This window comes from Sphingobacterium sp. SGL-16 (assembly GCF_011043515.1).
Lineage (GTDB): Bacteria > Bacteroidota > Bacteroidia > Sphingobacteriales > Sphingobacteriaceae > Sphingobacterium > Sphingobacterium litopenaei.
Window position 1 is genome coordinate 55409 of sequence record NZ_JAAKGQ010000006.1, and the last position, 13283, is coordinate 68691.

Genomic DNA, 13283 nt, shown 5'->3' on the forward strand with positions numbered 1-13283 from the left:
CATGGCTCTCGATATTTTTTGGACTTTATTGTTAGTCTTTGCAAATGGCTTTTTCGTCGCCGCTGAATTTGCGATTGTCAAAGTAAGGGCATCGCAGATTGAGCTACAAGCTAAATCCGGCAGCAATGTAGCTAAGATAGCAAAGAATATTACAGAGCATTTGGATAAATACCTAGCTGCCACACAGCTAGGTATTACTTTAGCATCGTTGGGATTAGGATGGATAGGTGAGGAAGTCATGACAGAGGTTGTGAGTCACATGTTCTCTTATTTCCATATTGATGTCTCTCAAGGTTGGGCCAAAGGTCTAGGAGTAGTCTTAGCTTTCGGTTCGATCACCTTGCTACACGTGGTTTTAGGTGAATTGGCTCCCAAATCAATCGCTATCCAAAAACCTGTAGCAACTACCATGAAAGTAGCTGTTCCGTTGCGATTATTCTATTGGATTTTGATGCCTTTGATTTTCGTATTCAATGGGCTGGCTAATCTTCTATTAAAATTGATTGGTATTGAACCTCATCCTAGTGAGGCAAACCACTCTTCTGAAGAATTGCAATATCTTCTTGATAAGGGTAAAGAATCTGGAGCGTTAAATATTTCGGAGCATGAGCTGATTAAAAATGTATTTGATTTTAATGAGCGTATTGTGAAGAATATCATGGTTCCTAGAACCAAAATTGTCGCTGTAGAACAAAATGATACCGCTGAAGATTTTATAAAAACGGTGACTGATGAAGGCTATTCTCGTATTCCGATCTACGATGATAATATCGATAAAATCGTAGGTGTGGTTCATACAAAAGATATTTTGCCGATTTTGGTTAAAGGGAAAGAGGTAGAGCTTAAGGCTATTATGCGTAAGCCATATTTCATTCCAGAAACTAAGAAAATCAATGATTTGATGGCGGAGTTTCAACAAAAGCGTATTCAAATTGCTTTTGTGTTGGATGAATTCGGAGGAACTTCGGGTATGGTTACTTTGGAGGATATCGTTGAGGAATTGGTTGGTGATATTCAAGATGAATACGATGAGGAAACTCCTTTAGTAGAGCAGATTTCGGAGACAGAATTTATGATTGATGCTGGTGCAAGCGTGCATGATGTGAATGAATATTTGCCTTTCGAATTACCTGAAAGCTCGGATTATGATACTATTGCTGGCTTAGTAAGTCATATCTTCGAAAAGATTCCTGATGTCGGTGAATCTTTAGAAGAATTAGGATATCGCTTTACTATCATGAAGAAAACACAACAGAATATCGAGTACGTGAAATTGGATGTTGTGGAACAATCGGACGACGAAGGATCAGATTCTTAATATGCAACTTTTTTTTACTCCAGAAATTCAACCTCATCATCCAACATTTATGTTGAGTGAAGAGGAGAGCAAACATGCTATTCGTGTTTTACGGTTGACACAAGGTGAGAAAATTCACTTAGTGGATGGTCGCGGTGGACTTTATGAAACCGAAATTATTGATGCGCATCCGAAACGTACGACCTTACGAGTGCTTTCGGTACAGGAGGATTTTGGAAAGCTATCGTATGAAATTCATTTAGCTGTAGCGCCAACTAAAAATATAGATCGTATAGAATGGTTTTTGGAGAAAGCTACTGAAGTAGGTTTGACATCTTATACACCCATCATTTGCGAACATTCTGAACGTAAAGAAGTAAAAGTAGAACGTTTGGAAAAAGTAGCTATTGCAGCGATGAAGCAGTCGTTGAAAGCTTATTTGCCAACAGTTAAACCAGCCATTACTTTTAATAAATTCATTCAAGAAGCAGTAAAAGACAAAGTAATTTCAAAGGGTATAGCACATTGTGTGGATTCGGAGAAAAAATATATTTCTACTTCCTTTTCTCCAAAAGGAAAATATCTTATTCTGATTGGTCCTGAAGGGGATTTCTCCGAAAAAGAAATAAGCCAGGCTATTGAAGCTGGCTTTGTTCCTCTATCGCTTGGAGAAGCTAGATTGCGTACAGAGACTGCAGCCCTAACTTCTGTTATTGAAGTGTCGTTGCTGAATCGTTAGTGAATTAATTCTGCATCGATGATCTGAATTTCGGCATTACCTTTTAATGGTTCAGGATTGAACACCATTTTACCTCTAACTTTTATAGGCTCTTCCGTGAATTTTACAGTGCCTTTTTTTATGAATATTTCTACCATAGGAGGAATACCATTCGTTCCACAGAATTGGCACTGAGCAATTGGTAATACAGAAAGCATAAAGGTGCTATGATTTCTTCCACTTGTCAAAGGAACCAAATATCCGGGCAAATCCACTATTTTGTTTTCCAGCTTTTTTAATTCAGCAGGATAATGTGGAGTATATACTTTTTTGTTTCCACTGGTTGTAACCTTATACATCATTTTATCTATAGCCTCCCATGTTTTATTCATCATAGGTGTATGATCTGGTACGTCCAAGCCTAAGTTGTTACCGCCAATTTGTGCTTTAGCACCAATTGATAACAGTAAAAGTGTAAATATGAATATATAATTTTTCATTATTTTGAAGATAGTGTGTTTGATATTGTTGTTTGATAAGCTTTAATAGCGGGAATAATACTCGCCAAAATTCCGATTATTACTGCCATAATTAAAATAATAAATTCATTTGCTTGAATGGCGAAAGCTTGAATGAAATCTGCGCTTTGACTTGTTTGCAGACTGATATAATATAAAATTCCATGACCCAAAACTAAACCTATTATTCCTCCTATTAATGTAATAATCAATCCTTCGACTATGGTAAGTGTAAAAAGTTTAGCTTTAGTAGCTCCCAATGTTCGCATAACCGCTAAATCATATTTGCGATCTTTCATTGCATTGTATAAACTGATGAATACGCTAAAACCAGCAATCACCATAATCACATAAGCTAAAATTCCTAAAGAATCAAATCCCACGCCTAATAAAGAAAATATTCTAGAGCTTTCAATAGCAGGAGAGGCTGCCTGCATTTGTGTGCTTTGATTAATCATTCTTGGAAGAACTGATATAGCAGTTGGAGAACTGTATTTGACCAATAATGCTGTGATTTCAACACCGTGATCTTCAATCATATCTTCTCCAATACTTTTGATGAATGCATTATTTTGTGGTTTTTCTGCAACTAACTCTTCTTCATGAGGCACTGTATGTTCGTGGCTATGATCGTGATCGTTTTCGTGTGTGGAATGGTCGTGTCCATCATGTGCATGATCGTGTTGATGATCATGATCGTGGTCATGTTCTTCTTCATGAATATGCTCGTCGTTGTGCGCAATCCCATGAACGTCCCAAACACTAGCAAGATTACTCAAAATAAGATTGTCTACGACAGAATAAGATGGTGATAAAATACCAACCACCGTAAATGGATGTTCATCATGCTGATGTGCCTCTGCTGATAAACCATGCGCACTAAATATTTTGTCTCCGATTTTTAAATTGTTTTTTTTGGCGACTTCGGCGCCTAAAACCACCTCAAAAGATTTAGACCATAATTTTCCTGTACTCAATTTCAAATCATACATTTCTAAAAAGGTCTCATCTGTACCAATAATTCGATGACCTTTATAATTATCACCAAGAGAAATAGGAGTAGCAAGTTGTACTAGCGGATTTTCTGCGATTTTGCTAGCTTCTGACAAAGGAATATTTCCAGTAGGATTGTCTACATGGTACAAAGAACTCAAAATAAGTTGCATTGGGCTTCCTTTGGCACCAACGACTAAATCAATATTCTTGGTGTTGTTCTCTAATTGTTTTTCTAAGGTTACAGAACTGATGTAAATAACAATTAATATGGATACACCAAAAGCGGTAAGTAATATACTCAATAGCGTGGAGCCCCATTGTTGTGTTATATTTTTCCAAACAAGTGATAAAGTATTCATACGTCCGTCTTATAATTGATAGGTATTAGCAAAATAAGATTTAATTCTTGTATCGTGCGTTGCAATAAGTAGTGTTACTTCAAAAGTCGCAGCCGTTTCCATCAACAAATCCATTACATATTTGGTGTTGGTGTCGTCCAATGCTGCTGTTGGCTCATCGGCAATTAGAACTTTTGGATGATTGATGACTGCACGAGCAATAGCTGCACGTTGTAACTGACCACGACTCAATTGATTGGGATAACTGTTAGCTTTATCTTTAATTTGAAGCTTATCCAATACTGTTATCACTGCGTTGCGATCTTGTTTTACTTTTGCTAAATATTGGGCTAGGATGATATTCTCTTCGATGGTAAGATTTTTCAAGAGATGTGCGTCTTGAAAAATAAATCCCATATTTTTCGCTCGGAATAAATCCCTTTTCTCCTCGCTAAGTGCATAAATATCATGGCTGTCTATGAAGACCTGTCCAGCAGTAGGAGCAGATAACCCGCCTAAAAGATGTAATAAAGTAGTTTTTCCACTTCCTGATTCTCCTAGCAGTAACGTGTGCTTGTTTTTATCAACATGAATTGTAGGGAATGTTAATTCATTTTTCGCAGAAGAATATTGGAATTTGAGATTTTCTGAACGTATCATAGAATATTTTCCAAAAAGCTTTTAGATAAGTTTAAAGGTATTGACAATACCTTAGAATCAAAAATTCTATTCAAAATATTACATCGTCAATACTATTCCATCATTCAAGTGAACAGATTTCTTAACAATAGTTTTAAAGAACGATAATCTATAGGTAATACTTCCTTAATACCCGCTCATTTACTTTGTGTTAAGAAAAAATGAAAATCAAATTGAAAACTAAGATTTACATGAAGGTAGTGGTGATGGTCTTGATAGGACTATTCCATTTTGGTGAGACTTTTGCCAATGTCCTAGATACAGCAATGCATAGTCAAGTAAAGCAGGATTTAAACGCATCAATTAACAAAAATGAATTAGGTATTAAGGGAAGGGTATTGGACTTAGAATCGATGCAGCCCATTGCTGGAGCAACAATATTGGTGTTAGAAAATGGAATGAGGACATCCACAAACGATAAAGGCGAATTTATTCTTCAAATTTCTAAAATTGGAGAGTATACGCTTGAGACCAGCTATATAGGTTATGCAAAAGAAGCTGTTCATGTCGTGTTGGATAATGATAGTTGGGCTAATGTAAATGTCGCGCTGATAAGTGAGTCGTCGAAATTGGATGAGGTCGTCGTAACCCGAAGGAGAGCGCAACTTAGCGAAATATCCTTATTAGAAGAACGTAAAGTATCTAATCTAATGGTGGAAAAAATTGGCGCACAAGAGCTATCCCGTAAAGGGGTGAGTGATGCTGAGGGCGCATTAACCAAAATGTCTGGGGTGACCAAGTCTGCCAGTGGAGCAAATGTTTTTGTTCGTGGTCTTGGCGATAGATATAATAATACAACTTTAAATGGATTAGCACTTCCATCTGAGGATCCATTGAATAAAAATATATCCTTAGATTTTTTTGACACGGGTATCATTCAAAGTATTGGTGTTAATAAAACATTTAATGCAAGTATTACTGCTGATGTAGCAGGAGCAAATATTGATATTATCTCAAAAGAATTGACTGAAGATGCATTTTTAGAAGTTGGAGCATCTGCAGGTATTAATACGGAAGCAATTCGGGCAAATAATTTCCGTCGTATAGATGGTACGAATTGGTTAGGTACGCTAAAGGAAACTAAATCACCAATTACGAGCTTGACTAGTTATGATTTTCACAACAAATGGAATTCAAAAGAAATGGAAAATCCAATTAACTCAAGTTTTTCCATTATGGGAGGTAAAAAATTCATGATTGGTCAGAATTGTTTGAATGTTTTGTTGACTGCAGGAATGAATTCTGATTACAAGTATTATGACGGTGTGATTCGTCAAACAAATACGGCGGGTGTGATAACGTTGGATCAGTCTTCAAATCGTTCTATTTATAACATATCGAAAACAGGAATGACTAATTTGAAATACACATTTGGTAATAATCATTTGGCTTTCAACTCGCTATATATTAACGATCAAGGACAAGAGTACGAAAGAAATTTCGGCTTTAAAGCATTTGACATTGCTGATAATGCCTATTTCAGACGTAGTCATGTTGTGGATAATCATTTGTTTGTGAATCAATTGCTTTCTAAGTTAGAGGTGACTGAATTGATAGAGTTAGATCTAGGTTTAGGATATAATGTAGTGAAGAGTAATGAGCCAGATCGTCGTACATTAGAATTGATTGATATTGGTCAAACAGGTACTTACCGTTTGTACGATACTCAGAATTTTAATGAGCGTTATTATTCGGATATAAAAGAAACTGGTTGGTCAGCAAAAGCCATTGCTTCATACAAAATCGAAAACGACAAAAACTTAGACCGCAAAATTGAAATTGGATACAATGGAAATATTGTAGATCGTGATTTCAACGCGATGATATTTGGTCACAAAAAGAATGGGTCACTGGTGTTGAATACAGAGGATGAAGAAGATATTGATGGAATTTACGGGTACGATGCTTTTCAAAATGGAAATTTTGAGTTTTCAACCGGTAGGGGTTCAGATGATTTTAGACCTTATTGGTACTCAGGCAAAAAGCGTGTTCATTCAGGATTAGTGTCTGGAACGTACCAATTTACAGAAAAATTTACCTCGGTTTTAGGGGTTCGTTTTGATAATGTTTTTCAGGATATCGTTTATAGTACAAACTTATCGAGTACAGAATTGGATGGCCTATCACAAATTAAGAAAAACTACATTTTACCTAGTTTGAACTTAAAATATGCTTTATCCGAAAATAGTAATTTGAGAGCCTCGGCAAGTATGAGTTATACTTTACCACAATTCTTAGAAACAGCTTATTTCAGAAATACTTTCTCAACTTATAGTACCATTGGTAATAAAGATCTAGTACCCGTTGAGAATACCAATTTTGACCTTAAGTGGGAAATGTTTCCTTCATCGGGTGAATTAATCTCCGTAGGTGCCTTTTATAAAAACTTGAAAAACCCTATTGCAAGATCAGAAACAGGCAATAATGTAATGACTTACTTTAATGTTGGTTCTTCAGCAACTGTTGCTGGAGTAGAAGTAGAGTTGAAGAAAAATTTATTCAAAACTACAAACGAGCATGGTGTGAATGTTTTAGCAGCCGGAGCGAATGTTTCCTACTTGTATACAAAACAAGATCTCGAAAATCCTAATGCAGTATTCACAAAGTTTAATGGAACGAGTGCTTTGCAAGGTGCGTCTCCTTGGTTAGTGAATGCCGATGTAAACTATGTTTTTAATGGTAAAGAATTTGTTTGGACTTCGAGTATTGTACTAAATTATTTCAGCGATAGAATATTTGCAATTGGTACACAGGGATTCAAAGATGTAATTGAGAAAAGTGTTTCTACTTTGGATTTTATTTCGAATGTAGCGATCAACAAAAAATGGGGAGTGAATGTAAAGGCGCGTAATATTATCAATCCTAGTTTCGAATTAATAAGAGATACAGATGCAGGTCAAGGCATTACTTTACAATCATTCAGAAGAGGAGTGGACCTTAGTGCGGGTGTCTCTTATAAATTTTAATAATTTCTTAATCAAGTCTTAACTACGTGTTTTTATTGGGTTTTTACATTTGAGTAAATAAAATAAAAATTATAAACAAGAATTATAACTAAATAAAAAATAAAAATGAAAACTAAATTATTCACAGCTTTAGCTATTGTTACTTTAAGTTTTATGGCGTGTGATAGCAATGACGATAATACAAAAGTAACGCCACAACCAGAAACAACAGAATTAAAAGGTAGTATCACATCCAATGTAACTCTTAAAGCTGGTGAAATACGTTTGACAGATCCAACAATAGTGCGTGAAGGTGCCACATTGACAATCCCTGCGGGAACAAAAATTATTGCGACGACTCAGTCAGCCTATATTTTAATAGAAAAAGGCGCAAAAATTCTGGCTAAAGGTACAGCTGCTCAGCCTATCATTTTCACCTCTTCTACAGCGAAGTCGGGCTCCTGGGGTGGTTTGGTTATTAATGGTAAAGCACCACTTTCTCGTGCTAATGCTTCGGATCCTAGTACTTTCGGTACAGAGATAAACGACCAAATTCAATATGGTGGTTCTGATATAGCAGACAATTCTGGTGAGTTGGATTACATCATATTAGAATATACAGGTGCAAATATTTCTGATGACAAGGAGCATAATGGTTTAACATTAAACGGTGTTGGCAATGGAACTAAAATTTCTAACATATATATTAAGGATGGAGCAGATGATGGTATCGAATTTTTCGGTGGTTCTGTAGATGTGACCAATCTATTAGTTGTTAATTCGGAAGATGATATGTTTGATTTTACCCAAGGGTATTCGGGTACTGTTAAAAATGCATACGGTATATGGACAGCTGGTTTTAAAACGGACGAAGTAGATCCAAGAGGTATTGAAGCGGATGGAAATCATGATGGAAAGGGACCTGATCACATTAACCAATCTAATTTCAAAATGCAAGATATTACCATCATTAATCATTCATCACAATTAGCCACTAAAGATAAAGATGGTAATGAAATACCTTTGATGAATGATTTCGTGAAAATTAGAAGAGGTGCCACAGCTATAATTACTAATCTTTTGATTAAAAATGCGGCGAATTCTACTTTTTCAGATATTATAGACATGAAAGATGGTAATGGTGCAGGAAACGCTGCAACAAATATTACATATACATTTGAGCCAGAAAGCTTATTCTCATCATCCAAAATTAAATTGGAAGGTGCTGCTAAAGCAACAAAAAATAATACTTCTACAGGCGCTAATACATCGGTATTTGCCTGGACTAAATATACATTCTAATATATAATTTTAAACTTAGTCATTGACTCCTCATTCATGTAATGAGGAGTTTTATTTTTGGGGAATAGTGATATACGACTTTGTATTCTGTGTCCAAGTAAATATCTGCTATTTCACCTATATTAAGACTCTGGTTTGTGATGAAGCATTCACAAATGCCATCATATTAATCTTTAGATTTGATGGTCTTACAATTTTTTTTGTCGAGTTGAAAGGCTAGGATTATTTGGGTAGGATGCAAAATCGAGATCATCAGAGGATTCTAAAACTCTTGCATACAATTTAAAAGAAAACCCCTTATTTTATGAATAAGGAGTTGACAATATATATAGGGGAGAGAAAGTTCAATTTTTGGATAATGGATTTAAAAGAATAAGCTTCAGTCAAGTCTATTTAGCTTAACGACCAAAGCTCATTCTTGTAAATATTCAATATAGATTATGGTTAACAGGTTGGTTTGTCATATTCCTTAAAAAAATCTATGTTTATACTATAGTGTTATTATTTGAAATTTAGTTCGTGTGATGTTAGAGGAATACACTAATCTAACAGACCTTATCTTTCATTATTTAAATTTAATTTTCAAATAATCCTACACTTAAATATAAACATAGATTGTAAAGTGCTGAAGTAAGTTTATTTACTTACATAAGGAGCTGAAACTAGCGCCTTGTCTCTAGTAATTTTTACTTCGTACTCTATTGTTTTGTCTTTTCTTACCAATTTCACTATGTAATGACCTTCGGGGAAACTATCCAAGTTGTAAACCTTTGTTACGGGTTTTTCACTTTTGATGCTTTCTTTGTAAAGTACACCATCGTACACATTGTAAATTGATAAATCTACTTTTTCAGCTTCATTTGTCGAAAATACCAATGATTTTTGTTTGTATGAGTATGGTTTTAATAATATTTTGATATCATCGCTGTAAGATGCTGAAGAAACTGCTAATAAAGCAAGTAATAAAGTTGTTTTTAATAAATTTTTCATAACAAATAATTTTTAAATGATTATTAAATATCTTACATAACAAAGGTATTCGTGGATTTTGGGTAATTTTTATGGTAAATTTTCTAATTTCTATGCTATATTGATTATTTGTCGAATAATTTTTTTTAAATTAACTTTTATGATCATTTTTTGCCTAACTTTCTCTTAGATATGAAAAAGATCAACCCAAGCTTTGAAATTATAGAGCCATCTTTTGGAAGTTCGTTTGCATACGCCAAATACGTGGAAAATGAAAATAATAAAGCTCATGTGTGGCATTATCATCCAGAAATTGAGATTGTATATGTAAATGGAGGCACAGGAAAACGGCAAATTGGAAGTCATATTTCTTATTATACGAAAGGTGACCTTATTTTAATTGGCAGTAATCTTCCGCATTGTGGTTTTACAGATACGAATACAGGTAACAAAAAAGAAACAGTTATACAATTTAAGCCAGAACTATTTGGTAGAGAATTTATGAATCTACCCGAAAATAAATTTTTAATAGATTTTTTTGAAGTGGCAAAAGCGGGAATTGCATTTAATGATGCGACTAAAAATGCTGTCGGCGCTAAAATAGAAGGGATGATAGACTTAAATCCATTCGAACGTTTGTTAAGTTTATTAGAGGTGTTAAAAGAATTGGAAAGTGCTGCAGATCATAAGGTATTAAATGCTGCTGGCTTTACTGTAGAGCTGCAAGTGCAAGACAACGATCGAATTAATATGATCTTTAATCATGTGAAGGATCATTTTTTGGAAGAAATAAGTCTGGAACAAGTTGCCGAAATGTCTAGTATGACTGTACCTTCTTTTTGTCGTTTTTTCAAAAAAGTAACCAATAAGACATTTACTCGATTCGTCAACGAATATAGAATTGTACATGCTTGTAAGTTATTAGCAGAAAAACCAATGAGTATCGCGAATATAAGTTATGAAAGTGGATTTCATAACTTTAGTCACTTTAATAAGCTTTTTAAAGAATTTACAGGTAAGAGTGCTTTGCAATATCGTAAAGAATTGCATACGATGATTAAATAGTATATTTTGTATTTCTAGATTCTGTAATATATTGAACGAACTTTATGTAGCGAGTTATTTGATTTAGTCGTTACTGTAAGTAAATCAATTATAATTATAATTATGAGAAATTTAATAATCATGTTTTGCATTGTTGGATTGCAACTAATGTACTGCTCCTGTAAAAAGAATAATTCAAGTGAAGATGCTGTAAGATCGATTGTTGGCAAATGGAAATTGTCGGAAGTTTATTCTGATCCAGGTGATGGTAGTGGGAAATTTACAAAAGTTAATGGTGGTAAAATTTTGGAGTTTACATCTGAAGGTGAAGTTTCATCAAATTCTTCATTATGCTCCATGATTTCAAATGGTTTATTACATGAAGAATCGTCTTATATTATATCTGAAAGTTCTGGAAATAGGAATAAGTTAATAATTGATAAGTGTGGATATGAACTTAATTATGAATTGAAAGGAAATCAATTAACAATATATTATCCTTGTATTGAGGGGTGTGGTGAAAGATTTGTACGTGTTGGCAATTAATGGGCGGTAATTATGTAAACATGTGTTGTCTTAGCGTACGAAATTAGCTATCTTTGTGATGATGGATAATTTCATTGTCTCCGCGCGTAAATATCGTCCCGTTACCTTCGATTCTGTCGTTGGTCAATTGCATATTACGAACACTCTCAAAAACGCTATTCACAACAATCAGCTAGCGCAAGCTTTCCTTTTTTGTGGGCCTAGAGGTGTTGGTAAGACGACTTGTGCACGTATTTTAGCAAAAACCATCAACTGTGAGCATATCTCAGAAAATACAGAAGCCTGTGGAGAATGTGATAGCTGTAAGTCGTTTCAAAATGGTGCATCTTTCAGTATTCATGAATTGGATGCAGCATCCAACAACTCGGTAGATGATATCCGAAGCCTGATCGAACAGGTACGTATCCCGCCTCAGACGGGCAAATACAAAATCTATATCATAGATGAGGTGCATATGCTTTCGCAAGCGGCTTTTAATGCTTTCTTGAAAACTTTAGAAGAACCACCTGCTTATGCTATTTTTATCCTCGCTACTACAGAGAAGCACAAGATTCTCCCAACTATTCTTTCACGTTGTCAAATCTTTGATTTCAATCGTATTAAAGTAGAAGATATGGCTAATCATTTGGCCAATATCGCAACGAAAGAAAATGTGACTTTTGAAGCTGATGGCTTACATGTCATCGCTCAAAAAGCGGATGGTGGTCTTCGTGACGCGTTATCTATGTTTGATCAGATTGTGAGTTTCTCCAACCGCAATTTGACGTATCAAGCTGTCATTGACAATCTCAATATTCTGGATTATGATTATTATTTCAAATTAATGCAAGCTATTGCCCAAGAAGAAGCGGCAGAAGCCTTATTGATTTTTAATAATGTGTTGAACAAAGGTTTTGATGGGGGACACTTTATTGCTGGTTTGTCGAATCATATTCGCAATCTTTTGGTGACGAAAGAGCCTCGTACATTAAAGCTTTTGGATGTTAGTGAGAATATTAAGAAAAAATACTACGAGCAATCTGCAGAATTAAGTTCTGGATTATTATTATCTGCATTGAATATTGCGAATCAATGTGAAATCTCCTATCGTTCAAGTAAAAACCAACGTTTGCAAATTGAATTGGCGCTGTTGAAAATGTGTCATTTGTCCTCCGCGATTAAGCTAGGATTGAATGGAGTATCAGCTACGCAAGTGGACGTAAAAAAAAAACTTCCTGAATCCGTAAAACCTGCTCCAGCAGCAGCTCCTAAAACAATTTTATCTACACCAGCTCCTTCAGTAAAAAATGAAGCTTCAGCACCTTTAAAATCAGCAATTCCTAGTCCCGTAAAGGCTCCAGAGCCAGAGAAAAAATCTTTTTCATCAGGTAAGGGCTGGGGAAGTTTCAAACCTTCGGTCGCAGTACCAAGTTTAGCTACTGTTTTTGAAGAAAAATCTGTTGATGAAGAGGAAGAGTCAGATTTGGTGCAAGGAAATGAGTTTAGAGAAATCACCTTCAATTCATTTATCAGTAAATGGAATACTTTAGCTGAAAAATTAAAAGCTGAGAATCGTATTACTTTATATACGATCATGACTGCCAACGAACCTCGACTGAATGGTAACATCATTGAGGTCGATGTGGAAAATATGGTGCAAAGTGATCAGCTAAAAGAAGGGAAAATAGATATTCTAAACTATTTGCGCGTTGAGCTTAAGAACTTTGCGTTGGATCTCACTACACATCAATTAGAGCAGACGGTTATTCGTAAGGCGTATACCTCTCAAGAAAAGTACCAAGTGATGGTGGAAAAGAATCCTGCCTTGGAAACATTACGTAAAACTTTCAATTTAGGTCTAAGCTAAATTTCTCGTATCTTTGTACAAAATTTTGATAAGCTCTTATGAAATGGCTTATCTCATTACATATA

11 protein-coding genes are annotated in these 13283 nt (G+C 35.0%); 7 read left to right on the forward strand and 4 right to left on the reverse strand.

Translation table 11 applies throughout. The features are described 5' to 3' along the window. Position 1: 1 nt before the first annotated feature. Both G5B32_RS03815 and G5B32_RS03820 read left to right on the forward strand, forming a co-directional pair. Positions 2 to 1318: a hemolysin family protein gene (locus G5B32_RS03815; RefSeq protein WP_165290235.1), complete on the forward strand. Its 1317-nt coding sequence runs from the start codon at positions 2 to 4 to the stop codon at positions 1316 to 1318. Between the two features lies 1 nt (position 1319). After that, entirely contained in the window at positions 1320 to 2036 is a 717-nt protein-coding gene (locus tag G5B32_RS03820; RefSeq protein ID WP_165290236.1) for a 16S rRNA (uracil(1498)-N(3))-methyltransferase, read from the forward strand. Here G5B32_RS03820 and G5B32_RS03825 read toward each other — a convergent pair. Genes G5B32_RS03825 through G5B32_RS03835 form a run of 3 tightly spaced genes read right to left on the reverse strand, consistent with a single transcriptional unit; the run spans position 2033 to position 4527 of the window. Beyond that, positions 2033 to 2515: a hypothetical protein gene (locus G5B32_RS03825; RefSeq protein ID WP_165290237.1), complete on the reverse strand. Its 483-nt coding sequence runs from the start codon at positions 2513 to 2515 to the stop codon at positions 2033 to 2035. The two genes, G5B32_RS03820 and G5B32_RS03825, sit on opposite strands and share 4 nt — an antisense overlap. Then, the gene (locus G5B32_RS03830; protein ID WP_165290238.1) at positions 2515 to 3888 is read right to left on the reverse strand and encodes an ABC transporter permease; all 1374 of its coding nucleotides are present in this window, start codon (positions 3886 to 3888) and stop codon (positions 2515 to 2517) included. The genes G5B32_RS03825 and G5B32_RS03830 overlap by 1 nt, the downstream gene beginning before the upstream one ends. 9 nt (positions 3889 to 3897) lie before the next feature. Continuing rightward, positions 3898 to 4527, reverse strand: a complete 630-nt coding sequence (locus G5B32_RS03835; protein ID WP_165290239.1) for an ATP-binding cassette domain-containing protein — start codon at positions 4525 to 4527, stop codon at positions 3898 to 3900. A gap of 200 nt (positions 4528 to 4727) precedes the next feature. Between G5B32_RS03835 and G5B32_RS03840 the strand changes: the two genes are divergently transcribed. Together G5B32_RS03840 and G5B32_RS03845 are read left to right on the forward strand one after the other, a co-directional pair. Further along, entirely contained in the window at positions 4728 to 7532 is a 2805-nt protein-coding gene (locus G5B32_RS03840) for a TonB-dependent receptor (protein WP_165290240.1), read from the forward strand. 105 nt (positions 7533 to 7637) lie between these two features. Next, positions 7638 to 8813, forward strand: coding sequence for a hypothetical protein (locus tag G5B32_RS03845; RefSeq protein ID WP_165290241.1), 1176 nt, complete (start codon positions 7638 to 7640; stop codon positions 8811 to 8813). A gap of 636 nt (positions 8814 to 9449) precedes the next feature. On the opposite strand, the gene G5B32_RS03850 is transcribed toward G5B32_RS03845, so the two are convergent. Next, on the reverse strand, positions 9450 to 9803 hold the full coding sequence (locus G5B32_RS03850; protein WP_165290242.1) for a hypothetical protein: 354 nt from the start codon (positions 9801 to 9803) through the stop codon (positions 9450 to 9452). A gap of 171 nt (positions 9804 to 9974) precedes the next feature. Here G5B32_RS03850 and G5B32_RS03855 point away from each other — a divergent pair, with 171 nt between their 5' ends. From G5B32_RS03855 to G5B32_RS03865, 3 genes are all read left to right on the forward strand, one after another. Next, on the forward strand, positions 9975 to 10847 hold the full coding sequence (locus G5B32_RS03855; protein WP_165290243.1) for an AraC family transcriptional regulator: 873 nt from the start codon (positions 9975 to 9977) through the stop codon (positions 10845 to 10847). 102 nt (positions 10848 to 10949) lie between these two features. Next, the gene (locus G5B32_RS03860) at positions 10950 to 11372 is read left to right on the forward strand and encodes a hypothetical protein (protein ID WP_165290244.1); all 423 of its coding nucleotides are present in this window, start codon (positions 10950 to 10952) and stop codon (positions 11370 to 11372) included. Between the two features lie 61 nt (positions 11373 to 11433). Next, entirely contained in the window at positions 11434 to 13218 is a 1785-nt protein-coding gene (locus G5B32_RS03865) for a DNA polymerase III subunit gamma/tau (RefSeq protein ID WP_165290278.1), read from the forward strand. Positions 13219 to 13283 lie beyond the last annotated feature (65 nt).

What these genes read in the sequence shown, in the direction of transcription:
- G5B32_RS03815 (WP_165290235.1), top strand. Translation starts at nt 2, where the DNA reads ATGGCTCTCGATATTTTTTGGACTTTATTGTTAGTCTTTGCAAATGGC.
- G5B32_RS03820 (WP_165290236.1), top strand. Translation starts at nt 1,320, where the DNA reads ATGCAACTTTTTTTTACTCCAGAAATTCAACCTCATCATCCAACATTT.
- G5B32_RS03825 (WP_165290237.1), bottom strand. Translation starts at nt 2,515, where the DNA reads ATGAAAAATTATATATTCATATTTACACTTTTACTGTTATCAATTGGT.
- G5B32_RS03830 (WP_165290238.1), bottom strand. Translation starts at nt 3,888, where the DNA reads ATGAATACTTTATCACTTGTTTGGAAAAATATAACACAACAATGGGGC.
- G5B32_RS03835 (WP_165290239.1), bottom strand. Translation starts at nt 4,527, where the DNA reads ATGATACGTTCAGAAAATCTCAAATTCCAATATTCTTCTGCGAAAAAT.
- G5B32_RS03840 (WP_165290240.1), top strand. Translation starts at nt 4,728, where the DNA reads ATGAAAATCAAATTGAAAACTAAGATTTACATGAAGGTAGTGGTGATG.
- G5B32_RS03845 (WP_165290241.1), top strand. Translation starts at nt 7,638, where the DNA reads ATGAAAACTAAATTATTCACAGCTTTAGCTATTGTTACTTTAAGTTTT.
- G5B32_RS03850 (WP_165290242.1), bottom strand. Translation starts at nt 9,803, where the DNA reads ATGAAAAATTTATTAAAAACAACTTTATTACTTGCTTTATTAGCAGTT.
- G5B32_RS03855 (WP_165290243.1), top strand. Translation starts at nt 9,975, where the DNA reads ATGAAAAAGATCAACCCAAGCTTTGAAATTATAGAGCCATCTTTTGGA.
- G5B32_RS03860 (WP_165290244.1), top strand. Translation starts at nt 10,950, where the DNA reads ATGAGAAATTTAATAATCATGTTTTGCATTGTTGGATTGCAACTAATG.
- G5B32_RS03865 (WP_165290278.1), top strand. Translation starts at nt 11,434, where the DNA reads ATGGATAATTTCATTGTCTCCGCGCGTAAATATCGTCCCGTTACCTTC.